Annotated in this window: 15 protein-coding genes and 1 pseudogene; 10 read left to right on the top strand and 6 right to left on the bottom strand. The window is 65.7% G+C overall.

Annotated elements, in window-relative coordinates; genetic code table 11:
* Positions 1 to 538: 538 nt before the first annotated feature.
* Positions 539 to 1735: pseudogene (locus U5A58_RS33510) on the top strand (MFS transporter); the annotation flags it as partial.
* 192 nt (positions 1736 to 1927) lie between these two features.
* On the opposite strand, the gene U5A58_RS33505 reads toward U5A58_RS33510, so the two are convergent.
* Positions 1928 to 3085 carry a porin gene (locus U5A58_RS33505; RefSeq protein ID WP_321964646.1) on the bottom strand — a complete coding sequence of 386 codons (1158 nt, stop codon included), beginning with the start codon at positions 3083 to 3085 and terminating at the stop codon, positions 1928 to 1930.
* 596 nt (positions 3086 to 3681) lie between these two features.
* Here U5A58_RS33505 and dbpA point away from each other — a divergent pair.
* The 6 genes from dbpA (at position 3682) to U5A58_RS33475 (ending at position 10864) form a co-directional block, all read left to right on the top strand.
* Positions 3682 to 5079 carry an ATP-dependent RNA helicase DbpA gene (dbpA, locus tag U5A58_RS33500; protein ID WP_321909235.1) on the top strand — a complete coding sequence of 466 codons (1398 nt, stop codon included), beginning with the start codon at positions 3682 to 3684 and terminating at the stop codon, positions 5077 to 5079.
* 107 nt (positions 5080 to 5186) lie between these two features.
* Positions 5187 to 5837, top strand: coding sequence for a DsbA family oxidoreductase (locus tag U5A58_RS33495; RefSeq protein WP_321964645.1), 651 nt, complete (start codon positions 5187 to 5189; stop codon positions 5835 to 5837).
* A gap of 145 nt (positions 5838 to 5982) precedes the next feature.
* Positions 5983 to 6696 carry a DUF3348 domain-containing protein gene (locus tag U5A58_RS33490; RefSeq protein ID WP_321964644.1) on the top strand — a complete coding sequence of 238 codons (714 nt, stop codon included), beginning with the start codon at positions 5983 to 5985 and terminating at the stop codon, positions 6694 to 6696.
* A 22-nt stretch (positions 6697 to 6718) separates the two neighbouring features.
* Positions 6719 to 9598 carry a DUF802 domain-containing protein gene (locus U5A58_RS33485; RefSeq protein ID WP_321964643.1) on the top strand — a complete coding sequence of 960 codons (2880 nt, stop codon included), beginning with the start codon at positions 6719 to 6721 and terminating at the stop codon, positions 9596 to 9598.
* Positions 9595 to 10242: an OmpA family protein gene (locus tag U5A58_RS33480; RefSeq protein ID WP_321964642.1), complete on the top strand. Its 648-nt coding sequence runs from the start codon at positions 9595 to 9597 to the stop codon at positions 10240 to 10242. The genes U5A58_RS33485 and U5A58_RS33480 overlap by 4 nt, the downstream gene beginning before the upstream one ends.
* Complete coding sequence (locus U5A58_RS33475; RefSeq protein WP_321964641.1) at positions 10232 to 10864, top strand: DUF2894 domain-containing protein; 633 nt, start codon at positions 10232 to 10234, stop codon at positions 10862 to 10864. Before U5A58_RS33480 ends, U5A58_RS33475 begins: the two co-directional genes overlap by 11 nt.
* Positions 10865 to 10878: 14 nt before the next feature.
* On the opposite strand, the gene U5A58_RS33470 is transcribed toward U5A58_RS33475, so the two are convergent.
* The 3 genes from U5A58_RS33470 to U5A58_RS33460 all read right to left on the bottom strand — a co-directional run bounded on the left by U5A58_RS33470 (position 10879) and on the right by U5A58_RS33460 (position 14175).
* Complete coding sequence (locus tag U5A58_RS33470; protein ID WP_321964640.1) at positions 10879 to 12000, bottom strand: 3-deoxy-7-phosphoheptulonate synthase; 1122 nt, start codon at positions 11998 to 12000, stop codon at positions 10879 to 10881.
* Between the two features lie 167 nt (positions 12001 to 12167).
* Positions 12168 to 13175, bottom strand: coding sequence for a sterol desaturase family protein (locus tag U5A58_RS33465; RefSeq protein ID WP_321964639.1), 1008 nt, complete (start codon positions 13173 to 13175; stop codon positions 12168 to 12170).
* A gap of 13 nt (positions 13176 to 13188) precedes the next feature.
* Positions 13189 to 14175, bottom strand: coding sequence for a beta-propeller fold lactonase family protein (locus tag U5A58_RS33460; RefSeq protein WP_415774335.1), 987 nt, complete (start codon positions 14173 to 14175; stop codon positions 13189 to 13191).
* Between the two features lie 258 nt (positions 14176 to 14433).
* Between U5A58_RS33460 and U5A58_RS33455 the strand changes: the two genes are divergently transcribed.
* Both U5A58_RS33455 and zwf read left to right on the top strand, forming a co-directional pair.
* Positions 14434 to 15777 carry an Nramp family divalent metal transporter gene (locus U5A58_RS33455; RefSeq protein WP_321964638.1) on the top strand — a complete coding sequence of 448 codons (1344 nt, stop codon included), beginning with the start codon at positions 14434 to 14436 and terminating at the stop codon, positions 15775 to 15777.
* Positions 15778 to 16012: 235 nt separating this feature from the next.
* Positions 16013 to 17488, top strand: a complete 1476-nt coding sequence (zwf, locus tag U5A58_RS33450) for a glucose-6-phosphate dehydrogenase (protein WP_321909251.1) — start codon at positions 16013 to 16015, stop codon at positions 17486 to 17488.
* A gap of 50 nt (positions 17489 to 17538) precedes the next feature.
* On the opposite strand, the gene U5A58_RS33445 is transcribed toward zwf, so the two are convergent.
* Both U5A58_RS33445 and U5A58_RS33440 read right to left on the bottom strand, forming a co-directional pair.
* Entirely contained in the window at positions 17539 to 17688 is a 150-nt protein-coding gene (locus tag U5A58_RS33445) for a hypothetical protein (protein WP_321964637.1), read from the bottom strand.
* 65 nt (positions 17689 to 17753) lie between these two features.
* Positions 17754 to 18170, bottom strand: coding sequence for a MarR family winged helix-turn-helix transcriptional regulator (locus U5A58_RS33440; protein WP_321909255.1), 417 nt, complete (start codon positions 18168 to 18170; stop codon positions 17754 to 17756).
* Positions 18171 to 18352: 182 nt separating this feature from the next.
* Here U5A58_RS33440 and U5A58_RS33435 point away from each other — a divergent pair, with 182 nt between their 5' ends.
* Positions 18353 to 19417, top strand: a complete 1065-nt coding sequence (locus U5A58_RS33435) for an alcohol dehydrogenase (RefSeq protein ID WP_321964664.1) — start codon at positions 18353 to 18355, stop codon at positions 19415 to 19417.
* Positions 19418 to 19527 lie beyond the last annotated feature (110 nt).

Genomic DNA, 19527 nt, shown 5'->3' with positions numbered 1-19527 from the left:
AAACCTCGTATGACATTAAGTGTTCGCTTCAGCTTGCTCGATCAGCTAAAGCCAAACAGGATCCAGCTAGCCTAGTTGGGTCACTGTTACTTCTGTTGCGTACCCAATGCGAGCAAGAAAGGTGGCCCGAAGGCCGGAGATAAGTAACCTAAGATAGAGGACATCCCGCCGTTATGCAAGTCCATTGTCGGGAAAATTGATAAGTCGGCTGACTGCTGGAATCCCCTCACGACGACAGATTTGAATTCTTCGGTCGGGCCCGAAGGCACCGGTGGTCGTGAATTTGCTCTAGCCGGACATTTAAGATGGCAAGAGCGCTGAGCGATATCGCAGATTGATAGCTAGTCCAGCTTGCGAATTCAAACATCAAAAATCCTCTTTTAAATGACCGCAACAAACCTGCGGACACGGTCTATGTGTAATTCAGCTTGCCTGCTGGCAAGCTGAATAAATTCAAAAAAAAAATAGAAATAGTCTGAAAAGCGTACTGCTCTTCCAGGTCTTCCTACGTTAAGTTGACATCTCTGCCCAGGCTAACATCATGGATTTCATGGTGATGATGCCGCTCGGCCCGCAGATCATGCATGCGTTCGCGATCACGCCCGCGGCGTTCGCGACGGCCGTTTCCGCGTATTCGCTCTGCTCGGGTCTATCAGGGCTCCTTGCGGCGACGTATATCGACCGCTTCGATCGCCGCCGTCTGCTGCAAGTGGCCTATGCACTCTTCGCGCTCTCCAATCTCGCCTGTGCACTCGCCACGAACTTTCATCTGCTGCTCGCGGCGCGCGCGTTCGCGGGCCTCACCGGCGGCATACTCGGCTCGATCGTGATGGCGATCGTGAGCGACGTGATTCCCGCCGCGCGGCGCGGCGCGGCCACGGGCATCATCATGACGGCGTTCTCCATTGCGGCCATCGCGGGCGTGCCAGCCGGCGTGCTGCTCGGCGCGCACTACGGCTGGAGCGCGCCGTTCCTGCTGCTCGTCGCGCTCTCCGTGGCAATCTGGCTCGCGGGCTCGCGCGTCGTGCCCTCGCTCACCGAGCATCTCGGCCAGCGCACGCCGCTCGCGCAAGTGCTGCCGAATCTCTGGCAGCTGCTCACGTTGCCGCGCCATCTGAAGGCCTTTGCGCTCACCTTCACGATGATGGCCGGGCACATGCTCGTGATCCCGTTCATCGCGCCGATGCTCGTCGGCAATCATGGCGTCGCGCCGCAGCAGCTCTCGTGGCTCTACATGGCGGGCGGCGCGGCGACGTTCATGACCTCGCGCGCGGTGGGCCGTCTCGCGGACCGCTACGGCAAGCGCCGCGTGTTTCGCGTGATGGCGCTCGTCTCGCTCGCGCCGGTGCTGTTCGTCACGCATCTGCCGACGTTGCCCTTCTTCGCGCTCGTGGCGTTCTTCGCGCTCTTCATGATCTCGATGTCGGGCCGCATGGTGCCGATGCAGGCGCTGCTCACCACCATTCCCGAGCCCGCGCGGCGCGGCGCGTTCCTGAGCGCCAACAGCGCGGTGCAGGCGCTCGGCACGGGCATCGGCGCGTGGCTGGGCGGCCAGTGGCTCACGAATGGCGCGCACGGCGCGATCATCGGCTTTGGGCAGAACGGCTGGATCGCCGCGGCGCTCACATGCGTGGCGGTGCTATGGGTTTCGCGGGTGCGGGGAGCGACGGAAGACGTGCCGAATGGCGTAGCCGCGCCTGCGGCAAGCGTCGCACCGGCGGCTGTGAAATCCTGAGCCACAAAAGAAAACCGGTTCACAGCGGTGGCGCGCCTTATGAGCGCGCCACGCACCGTGAACCGGTCGTGCTTCAGGTAGAAAGCGGATGAAGCAGCGGGCCAAGGGTCTGGCCCGCGTGAAGCGCGGGCCCCGACCGGCCGATCGGGTGCTCGCGCTTCGTCGCTCCACGAGGGAGCGAGCAAGCGATGCTTAGAAGCGGTGACGCAGACCCACCGTTGCGGCGACCTGGCTCTGCGAGGTCGACGGCGACAGCGTGTTGATCATCGCCACGTTCGCGCCGGCGTCGCCGAGGCTGCCCGAAGCGTGCTGGTACACAGCGCCAGCGTAGACGTCGGTGCGCTTCGAGAGCGAGTAGTCAGCCGTCAGCGAAACCGTGTGCCACTTCGGATCGCCCGAACCGTTCGAACCCGTGACCTTGCCGTCCGTGAACGTGTACGACGCGTTCAGGGCGAGAGCCGGCGTGAGCGCGTAGGCGCCGTTCAGCTCGAAGTTGTCCATGTGCAGGTTCGTGCCCGACGGGATCGAGAACGTGTTGCCGCCCTGGCCGCCAGCGATCAGGTTTTCGTACTGCGTGTGCGTCCACACGAAGCCGACCGTTGCCGGGCCGTAGTTGTAGTTCACGCCTGCACCGAACGTGCGTTGCGTTTGTGCCGACAGATTGAAGTTGTTGCCGTTCGAAGCCGAATTCGCGCCGTTGGCGTTCGTGTTCGTCGGCGAGTTGTTCATCTGCAGGTAGGCAGCTGCGAAGTTCAGCGGGCCGTTGCCGTACGATGCGCCCGCGCTCCATGCGCGGTTGTTCGCGAACTGGCCGGCGTCATTGCTGAAACCGTACATGCCGCCGAACTTGAAGCCCTGGTAGTTGACGCTCTGATACTTGACCGCGTTCTTGATCGAGAACGAGTGGTCAAGGTTGTCGTTGTCGAACGGGTGAGCGGCGAGGTTGTTGCCGTAGCCCGAGCCGGTTTCCGACAGCGGAGCGAGGTAGTCGACCATCGAGTCATACTGGCGGCCGAGCGTCAGCGTACCGAAGCGGTCGCTCTGCAGACCGACGAACGCCTGGCGGTTGAACATCGTGCCGCTCTCGGTGTCCTTGCCGTTATTCAGGTTGAAGCCGTTTTCCAACGTGAAGATCGCGTGCAGACCGCCGCCCAGGTCTTCGCTGCCCTTCAGGCCGAAGTACGTGTCGCCAACGGTGCCGCTACCCTGGTTCCATGCGGCGTGGCCGCCTGCATTGTTCGCATAGACGATACCCGCATCCAGTGCGCCGTAGAGAGTAACGCTGCTTTGTGCGTGAGCGGAGGCTGCGAAAGCGCCGAGGACGCCCGCGATAATCAAAGTATTCTTCATGACTTTCCTTGTGACATTCAGACCGCGCTGAAGCGGCTCCGGGTATTGGAGCCACACCGGCAATCCCGGGCGAAGTCTACGTGTCAAAGGCTTTAAATCGCCTTGGCAAACGCTGTAACAGATATTTGCTAAATCTGGAAATATCGAAAGAAAATTCCGTAAGTGCCTGTTGTAAATGGGAAATACTGAGTAATGCACCGATCAGCCTGAATAGGCCGTGTGGCAATCACGCGACGCCCGGATCGGCACTGGAATTCGATTATTGTGGAAATCGGCTTAATTGCCGGGCATTTCGGGCGATTAAAATTTCTTCGATGAGTTGAACTTTATCACGACAATACCAGTCGTATCGCGCGCGTGCATTATTTCCATATACGGCGATTATTATTGCGTGAAATCGCGATTATCAAACGAGACGTTTTCGGCCTCCTCTATGGCGCCCGTCATTCCCCTCGCGCGGCACGCGCGCGGGCGCGAGCGCGCGCATCCGTTAAAATCCCGGAACGCTCGCGCGCATTGCGCGCGCACCACCCGCATCGACGCCACTTCTACCGAACGGCCGCGTCGCCCTCACCCGTCCGGCGCGAGACCCCGTCATGACAAACAAAGCCACTGCAACGCCCTTTAGCGAGCTGCCGCTCGCGCCCGCCACGCTCGCCAACCTCACGCGCCTCGGCTACGTCGACATGACGCCGATCCAGGCCGCGAGCCTGCCCATCGCTTTCGCGGGCCACGACCTGATCGCCCAGGCCAAGACCGGCAGCGGCAAGACGGCCGCCTTTTCGCTCGCGCTGCTCTCGCGTCTCGACGCGCGCCGCCAGGACGTGCAGGCCATGATCCTCTGCCCCACGCGCGAGCTGGCCGACCAGGTCACACAGGAGATCCGCCGCCTCGCGCGCGCCGAAGAAAACATCAAGGTGCTCACGCTGTGCGGCGGCACGCCCATGCGTCCGCAGGCGGCGAGCCTCGAACACGGCGCACACATCGTCGTGGGCACGCCTGGCCGCATCATGGACCATCTGGAGCGCGGCAACCTCGCGCTCGGCGCGCTCAATACGCTCGTGCTCGACGAAGCCGACCGCATGCTCGACATGGGCTTCTTCGACGACATCGCCACGGTGGCACGCCAATGCCCGAAGGAGCGTCAAACGCTGCTCTTTTCGGCGACCTACCCCGAAGGCATTACGAAGCTGAGCCAGCAGTTCCTTCGCAATCCGAAGGAAGTCAAGCTCGAAGAACATCACGACGACAGCAAGATCCGCCAGCGCTTTTACGAAGTCACGGAAGACGAGCGCCTGCACGCCGTGGGCATGCTGCTCAATCACTACCGGCCCGTCAGCACGCTTGCGTTCTGCAACACGAAGCAGCAATGCCGCGACCTGCTCGACGTGCTGCGCGCGCAGGGCTTTCACGCGCTCGCGCTGCACGGCGAGCTCGACCAGCGCGAGCGCGACCAGGTGCTGATCCAATTCGCCAACCGCAGCTGCTCGGTGCTCGTGGCCACCGACGTGGCCGCGCGCGGCCTCGACATCGCGCAGCTCGAAGCCGTGATCAACGTGGACGTGACGCCCGACCCCGAGGTGTACGTGCACCGCATCGGCCGCACGGGCCGCGCCGACCAGGACGGCTGGGCGCTCAGCCTCGCGAGCATGGACGAAATGGGCCGCGTGGGCGGCATTGAGCAGGCGCTCAAGCGCGAAGTCGAGTGGAGCCCCCTCGCGGAACTCAAGCCCGCCAGCAACGAGCCGCTGTTGCCGCCGATGGAAACGCTGCAGATCCTCGGCGGGCGCAAGGAAAAGATCCGTCCCGGCGACGTGCTGGGCGCGCTGACCGGCGAAGCGGGCTTCAGCGGCGCGCAGATCGGCAAGATCAACGTGACCGATTTTTCGACCTACGTGGCCGTGGAGCGCAGCATCGCGCGCGACGCGCTGCGCAAGCTCAACGCGGGCAAGGTCAAGGGCAAGAAGGTCAAGGCCCGCATGATGGACGAATAAGCCGACGTACACGTTGACGAATCATCCGCGCCGGGTGCGCACGCCGTTTGCGCGCCCGCCATGCACTGCGCCCCAGTTATTCCGCGCTCAACCGGATCAGGAAAGCCATGAAACAAACGCTCAGAATCGATTTCGTCTCCGACATCGCGTGCCCGTGGTGCGCAATCGGCCTCTCGTCGCTGAATCTCGCGCTCGAACGTCTGCGTGACACCGTCGATGCGCAGATCGTCGTGCATCCGTTCGAACTGAATCCGCAGATGGGCCCGGGCGGCGAATCCGTGGTCGAGTATCTCGGCAAGAAGTACGGCCGCACGCCTGAGCAGATTGCCGAGACGCAAGCCATGATCCGCGAGCGCGGCGCAAGCGTCGGCTTCGCGTTCGGGCCGCGCGAGCGCATCTACAACACGTTCGACGCGCATCGTCTGCTGCACTGGGCCGGCATTGAAGGCAAGCAGCTGCCGCTCAAGCTCGCGCTGTTGCGTGCGTATCACGGCGAGGGCAAGGACACGAGCGACCACGCGGTGCTCCTCGCGGCGGCGCAGTCCGTGGGGCTCGACGCGGATCGCGCGCGCGAAGTCCTGGAAAGCGGCCAGTTCGCCGACGAGGTGCGCGCCGAAGAGCACGAATACCAGGCGGCGGGCATCCAGTCGGTGCCGGGGATCATCTTCAACCAGCAGTATTTGATCAGCGGCGGCCAGCCCGTCGAAACCTTCGAGCAAGCCATCCAGCAAATTCTGGACGAGAGCGCCAAGGCCTGAAGCCCCCGCGCGGCGTGGCCTTGCGCCCACGAGAGCCGCGCTTTCACCGCTCGCGGCGGCGCCGTTCAGGCGCCCGGCAAACCGCCGATGCCGGCCGCCCCCTCGCGGGCGTGTAAACTAGCGGGTTTTTTGCCCAGGTGGAAAAGTGCTAGCCCCGCAACGCCTCGCGTTGAGCGGCCCGACGCTCGTTCGCTTACTTGCCCGCTTCGGCGAAGCCGAGGTGCCCGAATCCCGGCAATCGATCTCGGACCAGCTGAGCCAGTGGCTCGGCTGGACGGACGCTATCGCGCTTTCGACGGCGCTGAGCGTTCAAACGCCGGGCGGTGCGCCAGCAACGCGCGTCGGCGCCAGTGCCGAACAAAGCCAGAGCGAGCGCGTGCGCGCGACGCTGAGAAAGGCCATTGCTGGCGAAGGCGCGCCCGCGCGGCGCGATGGTCGCCGCACGCAAGCCGCCAGCCAACCGGCCGATGTGGAACCCGATTTCGCGGATTTCCGCCAGCGCTACCTGGCCCTGCAGCAGGCGATGGAGACTGACATCGCCACGCTGCGCGCCCGTTTGCGTGCCGCGCTGGCCGCCCGCGCGCCTGCGCTCGCGCGCCTGGCGACCGTGGATGCCGTCATGGAACAGGCGCTCGGCGCGCGCGAGCGCAGCCTGCTCGCCGGCGTGCCCGCGCTGCTCGGCACGCATTTCGAGCGGCAGCGCGCGGCGGCGGCCGCTGCGCAAACCGACGCGGAAAGCGCCGCGCCGCACGCATGGCTCGCCGGCTTTCGCAAAGATATGCAGAGCGTGTTGCTCGCCGAACTTGAGATTCGGTTTCAACCGGTGGAAGGGCTGCTTGCCGCCCTTCGCACCAGCTAACCCAAACGCTATGTCCCGCGCTATGTCCCGAATTCGCATTGAACCTGTTGTCTTCGTCGTGGGTCTCGCCGCCGTGTGCTGGATCGGCGCCGGCTACGCGCTCACCAACCCGCTTGCGAGCGCCGTCACGCTGCTGATCGGCGCGTGCTATGTCGCGGGCGCCTGGGAGCTTTATCGCTTTCAGCAGGCCACGACCACGCTCGTCCAGGCGCTCGCGCAGTTGAACGCGCCGCCCGCGCGCCTGGCCGGCTGGCTCGACACGGTGCATCCGGGCCTGCGCAACGCGGTGCGCGCGCGTGTCGAAGGCGAGCGCGCGGCCCTGCCGGGCCCGGCGCTCGCGCCGTACCTCACGGGCCTGCTCGTGCTGCTCGGCATGCTCGGCACGCTGCTCGGCATGGTCGTCACGCTCAAGGGCACGGGCGCGGCGCTGGAAAGCGCCACTGACCTCGATGCGATCCGCGCCTCGCTCGCCGCGCCGGTGAACGGCCTCGGCTTCGCGTTCGGCACCTCCATCGCGGGTGTGGCCACCTCCGCCATGCTCGGCCTGCTCTCCGCGCTGTGCCGCCGCGAGCGCATTGCGGCCGCGCAGCAGCTCGACGCGAAGATCGCGACGACGCTGCGCGCCTTTTCGCCGGTTCATCAGCGCGAAGCCTCGTTCAAGCTGCTGCAGCGTCAGGCCGACGCCATGCCCGCGCTGGTCGACAAGCTCGGCGCGCTGATGACGCTGATCGAGCGCCAGGGCGCCACGCAGCACGAACAGCAGATCGCGACCCAACAGGCCTTCGCCGCGAACGCCGAAGCCGCCTGGAGCCGCCTCGCGGCTTCGGTGGGCCAGTCGCTCAAGTCGAGCGCCGCCGAAAGCGCACGCGCCGCGGGCGCGGCGCTGCAGCCCGTGGTGGAAGCGACCATGGCGGGCCTCGCGCGCGAATCGGCGTCGATGCAGGGTGCGCTCACGCAGGCGGTGCAGCAGCAGCTCGAAGGGCTCGCAAGCGGCTTCGAGGCGTCGACGGCAAACGTCGCCGACATCTGGAACCGCGCGCTCGCGCAACACCGCCAGACCAACGAGGCGCTGGCCGCCGACCTGGGCGGCGCGCTGGAGCGCTTCAACGCCAGCTTCGAGCAACGTGCCGCCGGGCTGCTCGATGGCGTCTCGACGCGCTTCGAAAGCGCTTCGGGGACGATGTCGCAGGCGTGGCAGGCCGCGCTCGAGCAGCAGGAGCGCACCGGCGAAAAGCTCGCTGAGGGCAACCAGCAGGCGCTCGCCACAGCGGCTGCAACGTTCGAACAGCATTCGGCCTCGCTGCTGCGCACGCTCGATGCATCCCATGCGGACTTGCAGACGAAGCTTGGCGCGCGCGACGAAGCGCGGCTCGCAAGCTGGGCAGAAGCGCTCGCGACCATGAGTGCCGAACTGCGTACGCAGTGGGAAGCGACGAGCGCCGTTTCGGCGCAACGTCAGCAGGAAATCTGCGCGACGCTCGCACAAACCGCGAACGAGATCGCCGCACAGTCTCAGCAGCACGCGAGCAAGACGATTGCCGAAATCGACCGTCTCGTCGATGCCGCTTCGGAGGCGCCGAAGGCTGCCGCGAACCTGCATGCGGAAATTTCGGCGCGCGACGAGCAACGCATCGAAACGTGGACGGCATCGCTCGCGACGATGGCCGCCGGGCTGCGCGCGGAGTGGGAAGCGACGAGCGCGCTTTCGGCGCAGCGTCAGCAGGAAATCTGCGCGGCGCTCGCGCAAACCGCGAACGAGATCGCCGCCCAATCGCAGCAGCACGCAAGCAAGACGATTGCCGAGATCGACCGTCTCGTCGATGCCGCTTCGGAAGCGCCGAAGGCCGCCGCGAACCTGCATGCGGAAATTTCGGCGCGCGACGAACAGCGTGTCGAAGCATGGACCGCATCGCTCGCGACGATGGCAGCCGGATTGCGCCAGGAGTGGGAAGCAACGAGCGCAACCACTGCGCAACGCCAGCAGGAAGTCTGCGCGACGCTCGCGCAACACGCGAACGAGATCGCCGCGCAGTCGCAGCGGCACGCAACGAATACGATCGCCGAGATCGATCGCCTGGTACAAGCCGCGGCAGAAGCGCCGAAGGCCGCCGCGAGCCTGCACACGGAAATCTCCTCGCGCGACGAGCAACGTCTCGCAGCATGGACCGCAACGCTAGCCGCGATGTCCGCCGCCTTGCGCGAGCAATGGGAAGCCACGAGCGCGGCCACCGCGCAGCGCCAGCAGGACATCTGCGCAGCGCTCGCCCAGACCGCCAGCGACATCACCACGCAATCGCAGGCCCATAACGCCAGCACGATCGCGGAAATCGGCAGCCTCGTGCAGGCCGCGTCGGCCGCTCCGCAAGCGGCGGCCGAAGTCATCGCCGAGCTGCGCCAGAAGCTCTCGGACAGCATGGTCCGCGACACCGCGATGCTCGACGAGCGCAATCGCCTGCTCGCCACGCTCGAAACGCTGCTCGACGCCGTGAACCGCGCCTCCACCGAGCAGCGCTCGGCAATCGACGCGCTCGTCTCCACGTCGTCGGATCTGCTCGAACGCGTGGGCGGCCAGTTCAGCGCGAACGTCGAAGCCGAAAGCGGCAAGCTGGGCGCGATCGCCGCGCAGGTGAGCGGCAGCGCCGTCGAAGTGGCGAGCCTGGGCGACGCGTTCGGCGCGGCCGTGAGCGTGTTCGGCGAATCGAACGACAAGCTCGTGGCGCATCTGGAGCGCATCGAGGCCGCGCTCGACAAGTCGCTCGCGCGCAGCGACGACCAGCTCGCCTACTACGTGGCGCAGGCGCGTGAAGTCATCGACCTGAGCATGCTGTCGCAGAAGCAGATCGTCGAGAACCTGCAGCAGCTCGCCAGCCAGCGCGCGACCGCCGGAGCGGATGCGGCATGAACGACGAAATCGACGGCGGCGCGGCCCCTGCCGCGCCGGTCTGGCCCGCGTTCGCCGACCTGATGTCGGTGCTGCTGGGCGCGTTCCTGCTGATCCTCGTCGGCGTGGTCGGCATGCAGCTCGAACTGTCGAGCCGGCTCGCGAACGAAGTGAAACAACGCAAGGCCGAAACCGAGCGCCGCAAGACGCTCGAAGAAGCGCTCGCGGGCCCGCTCGCGGCGGGGCGCGTGACGCTCGTGAACGGCCGCATCGGCATTAGCGGCAGCGTGCTGTTCGCGCTGAACTCGGACCAGTTGACGCCGCAGGGCCGCGATCTGCTCAAGAGCCTCGCCGGTCCGCTCGCGGCGTACTTGAAGACCCGCGATGAAATCCTGATGGTGAGCGGTTTCGCCGACGACCAGCAAGTGCACGCCGGCAACCACCGCTTCGCCGACAACTGGGAGCTTTCGGCCGAACGCGCGCTGACGGTCACGCGCGCGTTCATCGACGAAGGGGTTCCCGCGTCGTCGGTGTTCGCGGCCGCGTTCGGCTCCGAGCAGCCGGTGAGCGCCAACACCGACGAAGCCGGCCGCGCGAAGAACCGCCGCGTGGAGATTGCGCCGGTGCCGCGTCCGACCGTCGGCGAGAGCAAGCATGGTCAATGACATGGGCCCGCAGTCGGCCCCTGACGCACGCGCCCTGCTCGACGCCTGGCGCGCCCGCGGCGCGGACCAGCTCGACCCGGTGCGCTTTCATTTGATCGAGGCGCTGGAGCGGCGCGCCGCCGCGCATGCGGGCGACGCGCGGCGGCTCATCGACGCGCGGCTTGCGCAACTGCTGGGCGCCTTTGCCGACGACCTCGCGCGCGAGGCATCGAAAATCACGCATGAACTCCGCGACGAGACAGCGAGGAGCGAACTGGGCCGCCTCGTCGATTCGCTCGCGCGTGCGGAGCCCGCACAACCGGCAACGCGGGTGCGGCACGAGCCGGACCCGGAGCTGGTCGAATACTTCCGGCAAACGTGGTCACGCGTGCGCTCCGAAAAGCAGTTGCGGCAGTCGCTGGACCAGGTGCCCAGAAACGCCGGGCCGCTCAATTCGAGCAGCCTCGTGCATCGCGCGCTCTCGCTCATGCGCGAGGTGTCGCCGGGGTATCTGCAGCAATTTCTCGCCTATGCCGATGCGCTTTCGTGGCTCGAGCAGTTGAATGCGAGTGTGGGAGTGGCGGCGCCGGTGAAGGAGGCGCCGCGGGCGACGGCGAAGAAAGGGGCGCGCAAGGGGCGCTAGGGGCGTTAGCGCCCTCACCCCGCCTTGCGCCGCTCCCGCACCGCCTGCGCCAGCCCATCGAGCACCGGCGCCGTCTGCGCCCAGCTGATGCACGCATCGGTAATCGACACGCCGCGCTTGAGCGGCACGCCCGGCTTCTGGTCCTGGCGGCCCTCTTCGAGATGGCTCTCGATCATCACGCCGATGATGCGCTTGTCGCCACCCGCCAGTTGCTCGCCGATATCGCGCGCCACGTCGATCTGACGCTGATGCGCCTTGTTCGAATTCGCGTGCGAGCAGTCGATCATGACCTGCTCGCGCAGCCCCGCCTTCGCAAGCGACGCGCAGCACGCCGCCACGGAAGCCGCGTCGTAGTTCGGCCCGCTCTTGCCGCCGCGCAGGATCACGTGGCAGTCGTCGTTGCCGCGCGTTTCGAAGATCGCGGCCATGCCCATCTTCGTCATGCCCATGAACGCGTGGCTCGCGCGCGCCGCGACGATGGCGTCGCTCGCCACCTGCACCCCGCCGTCGGTTCCGTTCTTGAAGCCGATCGGGCATGAGAGGCCCGAAGCCAGCTGCCGGTGGCTCTGGCTTTCGGTCGTACGCGCGCCGATCGCGCCCCACGCCACGAGGTCGGCGATGAATTGCGGGCTCAGCAGATCGAGGAATTCCGTGGCCGTAGGCAGGCCGAGCGCATTGATGTCGAGCAGCAGCTGGCGCGCCGCGCGCAAGCCCTCGTTGATGCGGAAGCTGCCATCGAGACGAGGGTCGTTGATATAGCCCTTCCAGCCCACCGTGGTACGCGGCTTCTCGAAGTACACGCGCATGACGATCAGCAGATCGTCCTTGAGCGTGTCGGCCTTCGCCTTCAGGAGCTTCGCGTATTCGATGGCCTGGTCGTGGTCGTGGATCGAGCACGGCCCCACCACCACCACGAGCCGGTCGTCGCGCTGCGCGAGCACTTCGGCGATCTCGCCGCGGCTCGTTTCGACGAGGTTTTGCGTGTCCTGCGGCACCGGCAGCTCGTCGAGCAGCAGCGCGGGCGAAATGAGCGGACGCACGGCGCCGATGCGCGTGTCGTCGATGCGGGTCGTGTCCTGGGTGGCGTCGGCCACGCCGACTTCCTGGTCGTGCTGCGGATTGTCGATACGGCTCAAGATGTTCTCCAACTGCGCCTTTGACGCGCGCATCATGCATGTGTGGGGGATGAATGCGCGATTATCGCATCCGGCGCGGCTGCGGCATCCCGAAACGTCATCCTGAAACGAAACGAGGCGGCCCGAAGACCGCCTCGCGTGAGGGCCATGACACTGCGCGCTTCCAGTCAGCGCGCCGCGTCTCCCATCGGATAGCCCTTGCCCGCAAGGCGCCGCGCGATGCGCACGAGCGCAAACCACTGCTGCGCGAGCAGCCCCTCGCCATAGTTTGCGTCCTTGCCCTGCGGCGCGGGCAACTGGTCGCGAATGCCGGTGGGCTCTTGCTGCTTGTTCCACGACGCCGTGCGGAACAGCATGTCCCACCACGGAAACAGCACGCCGAAGTTGCAGCCGTAGCGCGTGCCTTCGTGGCCGTAGCCGATCGCATGATGACGCCGATGAAACGCCGGGCTCACCACGATGCGCTCGAGCAGCCAGCCAAGGTCGAGCCGCGCATTCACGTGCTGCACGCTCTGCATGAAGTTGCTCACGGCCACGAGCACGACGAACTGCGCGGGCGGCACGCCGATAAAGAGCGAGATGCCCGCGAAGAATGCAGCCTGAACGATATCGTCGAGGAAATGATTGCGATCGTCGCACCACAGCGACATCTGCTGCTGGCTGTGATGCACGGCGTGCAGTTCCCACCACACGCCGAAACGATGCTGCCAGCGGTGATACCAGTAGCCCGCGAAGTCGAGTACGACGAGATAGATCAGGAACGACACGAGCGGCTTGTCGGTCACGCCGGGCCAGAGGCTGTCCACTTCGATGTTCGGCACGTTGTGGATCGCCATCAGGCTCTGCCAGTGATTGAACACGGGCGTGAGCAAGAAGAAGAACGCGATGTTCAGAATGCCGAGCTTCGCGATCCACGTGTACCAGACGTCGGCGCGCAACGCCTTGCGATCGCCCCAGTTTTCCGCGGGGCGCAGCGCTTCGAGCGGGCGCAGCAGCACATACGAGGCACAGATCTGCAGCACGCCCACGATCACCCAGTAGAGCGCGTCGTAGGTGTCCTCGTCATAGCCCATCAGGCCAATCTTGTAGAAGATCGGCTGCACCACGTCCACGTAGACAAGCGTCTGCAGCCACGAAACGAGGTTGTCGGCCTGCGAAAGCAGCGTGTCGAGCATCGAGACTCCCCAATCAGTCCGGGTTCGGCGCGTAGAACGGCGCGCTGTTCGCGAAGTAGATGCCGTGCGGCGAGCGGCCCACCGCGATCGTGTCGATCAGCTTGCGCGTGGTCAGGTCGATCACGCCCACGTGCTTCGCGAAGCGGAACGTCACCCAAAGGTAACGCTTGTCCGCCGAAAGCTCCATGTCGTCGGGACCGGGGCGCAGGCCCGTGATGTCGGCCACTTTGGTAAGCGTCGTGTAATCGAGAATGCTGATCGTGCTCTCCACGCGATTCGACACGGCGATATGTTTGCCATCGTCCAGATTGCGGAAGTTATGCGCACCGCGGCCGGTCTGGATCTTTTTCACGACCGTGCGGTTGTGCCAGTCCACCACGGCCACGTTGTCCTCGCCAGTCATGCCGACGAGCAGATACTTGTCGCCGGGCGTCATCCACAGGCCCGCGGGCGTGTTGCCCACCTTCAGCTTCCAGAGCACCGTTTGCGTCGGCAGATCGATCGCGGCCACTTCGCCCGTGTCCTGCAGCGTGACGAACGCCGTTTTGTTGTCGGAAGCGAACGTGATGTGGCTCGGCGTTTTCGCGAGCGGAATGCGCTTGGCGATCGTGAGGTTCTGGCCGTCGTAGTGGTAGACGTCCACGCGGTCGAGCCGCAGGCCCGCGGTCACGAACCATTTGCGGTCGGGCGAGAAGCCGAGCTGATACGGATCTTCAATGCCTTCCAGGCGGCGCTGTACCTGCCCCGTATGCGGGTCGAGGAACAGCAGGTCGTTCGACACCGAATCGGCGACGATGAGCGACTTGCCATCGGGCGTGATCATCAGGTGATGCGGCTCCTTGCCCGTGGGTTCGGTGCCGACCACGGTGCGGCTCGCCTCGTCGATGAGCGAAAGCTTCGCCTCGCCCGAGTCGAGCACGATGACCTTGTCGTCGGCGTGGGCGAGCGCGCCCCATGCGAGGCCGCTCATCAGCAGCGCGGAAGCGAGCGTTTTTTTCATGTGAGCCGGTGCATTCGAAAAGATCGGGAATTCAGGCATTTCGTAAGGGAAAGAGAGCAGCGAAGGCGCGCTGCGCCGGTTTGTGCTGAGATAGTGCCAAGGCAGGCGCGCGGATTGCCTGCTTAACGCATGAGGGCCCGATTCCGATGACGCCTTTGCAACACATTTGCCGCATTTGCGGGCGCATTCGCGTCTGCTCCGTGCAAGGGTCATGGCATTGGGATGCGCTAACAGACTCTTTCTCGTGCGAGAAGTTGCATGGATCATCGCGCCCGCGACGACCGCGCGAATAACGCGGACACCGGTTTGCGCGCGCCCGACGGCCTGACCCGCAGCACGGCCGCCGCGGTGCGCGAAGCGCTCGAAGGACGCCGCCGTGGCGTCGCCCTTCTGCTGCCGCTCGCGGGTCCGGCCGTGGTCATCTCCGTCGCCTATATCGACCCCGGCAATATCGCGACCAACATCCAGGCCGGCGCGCGCTACGGCTACGCGCTGCTGTGGGTCGTGCTGCTCGCCAACGTGATCGCCATGCTGTTTCAGGGGCTTTCCGCGAAGCTCGGCATCGCCACGGGGCGCAATCTCGCCGAACTGTGCCGCGACAGCCTGCCCGCGCCGCTCGTGTGGTTCATGTGGATCGTGAGCGAGATCGCCGCCATGGCCACCGATCTCGCCGAATTCCTCGGCGGCGCGATCGGCCTTGCGCTGCTGTTTCATCTGCCGCTGCTCGCGGGCATGGCGGTGACGGCCGTCGTCACCTACGCGCTCCTGTTCCTGCAGCGCGCGGGATTCCGGCCCCTCGAACTCCTGATCGGCACGCTCGTGGGCGTGATCGGCATTTGTTATGTTCTGGAGCTATTCATCGCGCCGGTCGAGTGGCCGAGCCTCTTGCGCCACCTCGCCACGCCACGCCTGCCCGACGCGCAAGCCGTAACGATCGCGGTCGGCATCATCGGCGCAACGGTCATGCCGCATGCGCTCTTTCTGCACTCCGGGCTCACCCAGGCGCGCGTACTCGCGCGCAACGACGCCGAGCGCAAGCGGCTCGTAAAGTTTTCCAACGTCGAGGTCGTGGTCGCGCTTTCGGTGGCCGGGCTCATCAACATGGCGATGGTGGTGATGGCCTCCGGCGCGTTCCACCAGGGCTATGCCGATGTCGCCGAGATCGAGACCGCCTACCGCACGCTCGCCCCGCTGCTGGGCGCGGCGGCCGCCAGCATCTTCCTCGTCTCGCTGATCGCCTCGGGCATCTCGAGTTCCGTGGTGGGCACGCTCGCGGGACAGATGATCATGCAAGGCTTCGTGAATTTCCGCATCCCGCTCTGGCTGCGCCGTGCGGTGACGATGGTGCCGAGCTTCGTCGTGGTGGCGCTCGGCGTGAACGCCACGGAGGCGCTCGTCATGAGCCAGGTCGTGCTGAGCCTCGCGCTGCCGTTCCCAATGGCCGCGCTCGTGTGGCTCACGTGCCGGCGCGACGTGATGGGACCCCATCGTAATCATGCGCTCACGGCCGTGGCAGCCGTGGCGGGCGCGCTCACGGTGTTCGCGCTCAATGTGGCGTTGGTGCTCGCGACCTTCGGCGTGGCGGTGCCGGGGCTCGGCTAATGATCAGCTGAATGCCGCGCGATGCATGCATGAACGGCCGGTCGGTTTATTACGGAAGCGGTGTCGCGCAACGCCGCGCTCGCGCCACGCGTGCAAACTCGCGCGAAACCATGCACCATTAGCGTTTTCGCCGCGCCCCGCTCTTGCGACGGGTGCGGGTTCTGCAACCGCGCGCCAACGGTCTAACGGTCGTGCCCGACATCGTTACCCGAGCGCGCGTCACCTCCGACCTGCCATGACGAATCAGCCTGCCCAAGCCTTGCCCGAACAGCCCGTCGACATGATTATTTTCGGCGGCGGAGGCGACCTGGCCGCGCGCAAACTGCTGCCCGCGCTTTACATGGCGCACCTGCACGGCAACCTGCCGCCGGAAACGCGCATCATCGCCGTGGGCCGCAAGAACTGGACGATCGACGACTATCGCAAGTTCATGGAAGAGCAGTCGCGTCCGTTCATCGACGCGAAAGCGTTCGACGCGCAAGCGTGGGACCGCTATCTGAACCTGTTCCAGTACGTGATCATCGACGTGAACGATGCCGCCTCTTACGGGAACCTGAAGGCGGCGTCGCGCGAGCATGCGCTGCGCGTGTTCTATCTCTCCACGTCGCCCGAACTGTTCACGACGATTTGCGACAACCTCACGGCGGCCGGTCTGATCGACGGCAGTTCGCGCGTGGTGCTCGAAAAGCCGCTCGGCCACGACCTCGCCTCGGCGCAGGAGATCAACGAGTCGGTGGGCCGGCACTTCGCCGAGTCGCAGATCTACCGGATCGACCACTATCTGGGCAAGGAAACGGTGCAGAACCTGATGGTGCTGCGCTTCGGCAATCCGATCTTCGGGCCGCTGTGGCAGGCGCCGTACATCCGCAGCGTGCAGATCACCGTGGCGGAAACCGTGGGCGTGGGCAGCCGCGCGGGCTTCTACGATCACACGGGCGCGCTGCGCGACATGGTGCAGAACCACTTGCTGCAACTGCTGTGCATCGTGGCGATGGAGCCGCCCGTCTCGCTCGACCCGGACGCCGTGCGCGACGAAAAGCTCAAGGTGCTGCGCTCGCTGCGCCCCATGTCGCTTGCCGACATCGCGCGCGACACCGTGCGCGGCCAGTACGCGGCGGGCGCCGTGGACGGCCAGCCGGTGAAGGGCTATCTGGAAGAAGACAACGTGCCGGCCGACAGCAAGGCAGAAACGTTCGTCGCGCTGCGCGCGCACATCAACAACTGGCGCTGGGCCAACGTGCCGTTCTTCCTGCGCACGGGCAAGCGCTTGCAGAAGCGCCAGTCGGAAATCGTGATCGAATTCGCGGACCTGCCGTTCTCGATCTTCCCGAGCGGCCCGCGCAACTATGGCAACCGTCTGGTGATCCAGCTTCAGCCGGAAGAGTCGATCCAGTTGCAGATGCTCGCGAAGGAACCGGGCAGCGGCATGAACATGCTGCCGGTGAGCCTGAATCTCGACCTGCAGCAGGCCATTCCCGAGCGCCGCGCAGAAGCGTACGAGCGTTTGCTGATCGACGTGATCCGCGGCCGTCTCACGCACTTCATGCGCCGCGACGAACTGGAAGCTGCATGGACGTGGGTCGAGCCGATTCTCAACGGCTGGAAGGAACTGAACGATCGCCCGCGCACCTACACGGCGGGCACGTTCGGGCCGGCGGCGTCGTCGGCGCTGCTTGCGCGCGAAAACCTGTCGTGGGCGGAAGAGATGTGATGTGACGGACGCGAGCGCCGCGTGCAACGCGCGGCGTTCGCTGCACTGTGCTACTGGTCGCCCGATTCAGGACGAAAAAGATCGAAGCCGGCGAACACGATCACGCCGCTTAGCGCGATCATCGGCACCGAATGGCGCCCGAGAAAAAGAACCGCGGCCGCAAGCCAGGTTGAAATACAGAAAGCGCCGATGCGCCGCATGATGCCACTCCCTACTCTTTAAATCCCTTGCTTCAAGGCTGCGCATCACGCGCGCCCCAGTGCTTTCAGCCCAACGTCGCGCGCGCGGTGCGCAGGCGCGACACCGTATCCACGAATGCCTCGCCGCCCAGCGTGCGCTTCAGGCGGCTCGCGACCGCCGCGCTCGCCGCGTTGAGCGCCTCGCGAATCGCCATGGCCTGCGCCGTAGGCACGATCGCCACTTCGCGGCCGTCGCCCTCCGTGCGGTGGCGCTCCACATAGCCGCGCGCCTCGAGGCCGTCGAGCACACGCGTGGCCGTGGGCCGCGCGATGGAAAGCAGATCCGCCAGTTCGCGCTGCAGCGAACCGGGACGCTCCAGCACGGCGCGCAACATGAAACCCTGCGGCGGCGTGAGTTCGAAGCGCTCGAAGGCTTCCGCCCATTCGCGCTCGAGGCGCCGCGCAAGCGCCGTGGTGTTGAAGTAAAGGCAATGATCGAACATGCGCAGAGGATAACTCAATATAGTTAGCTATGCAACGATTCGCGCATATTGCGCATGACAAGTCTCCGCTCAATCAAAGGGAAATAGAACGGTCGGACGAATATGTAACGCATCCGCTATGATGCGAAGGGATCGTCATCGCTTGGCCGTCGTACACAACACTCACGGAGACATCGATGCAAATGCGCTGTTACTGCGTTATCCATCACGGCAAGCCGCTCGAACTGGTCGAGCGCGACGTGCCCGAACCCAAGGGCACCGAAGTCTTGCTGCGCGTGAAGGCCGCGGGCCTGTGTCATTCCGATCTACACATCTGGGAAGGCTATTACGACCTGGGCGGCGGCAAGAAGCTCTCGCTTGCCGACCGCGGCATCAAGCTGCCGCTCACGCCGAGCCATGAAATCTGCGGCGAAGTCGTGGCGCTCGGCCCCGATGCGCAGGGCGCAGTGGAAGCCCTCGCAGCAGGCACATCGGCCGTCGTGCATCCGTGGATCGGCTGCGGCGAATGTGCCGCCTGCAAACGCGGCGAGGAGAACATCTGTGCGAAGCCGCAGTCGCTCGGCGTGCTGCGCGACGGCGGCTTTGCCGACTACGTGATCGTGCCGCACCCGCGCTATCTCGTGGACCTCGCCGGCCTCGATCCCGCGAAGGCCGCGCCGCTCGCCTGCGCGGGCGTGACCACGTATTCGGCGGTGAAGAAGTTCGGCGCGCGTATCCACGAAGGCCCCGTGGTCGTGATCGGCGCGGGCGGCCTTGGCATGATGGCCCTCGAAGTGCTCAAGGCGATGGGCGCGCAAGGCGCGATCGTCGTGGACGTGGACCCCGCCAAGCGCGAAGCCGCGCTTGCGGCCGGCGCGCTCGCCGCCATCGACGCGCGCGCGGACGACGCCGTGCAGCAGATCGTCGCGGCAACGGGCGGCGGCGCACGCGCGGTGCTCGACCTCGTGGGCGCAACGCCCACCGTCAAGCTCGCGCTCGACTCGTGCGCGCGCGGCGGCCACGTGGTGATCGTCGGCCTGATGGGCGGCGACCTCACGCTTTCGCTGCCCGTCATCCCGATGCGGCCGCTAAAGATCGAAGGCAGCTACGTGGGCACGCTGCCCGAGTTGCGCGAACTCGTCACGCTGATGCGCGAAGGCAAGATGCAGCCCTCGCCGGTCACCACGCGGCCGCTCACGGAAATCAACGAGGCGTTCGAAGCGCTCGTGCAGGGCAAGGTGGTCGGGCGCCAGGTGCTCGTGCCCTGATGATGGTGCACAAGCGCGCCGCCGTGAACGGCGGGCGCTTGCATGCCAACGCGTTGCGTGCTCGCCGGTCTCAGGTGATCTCGGCCTTGGCCGCGACACGCGCTTCGGAT

Origin of the sequence: Paraburkholderia sp. J7 (genome assembly GCF_905220155.1) — a bacterium.
Lineage (GTDB): Bacteria > Pseudomonadota > Gammaproteobacteria > Burkholderiales > Burkholderiaceae > Paraburkholderia.
The sequence above is the reverse complement of the archived record's forward strand: the minus strand, read 5'-3'. Positions and strand labels throughout refer to the sequence as shown.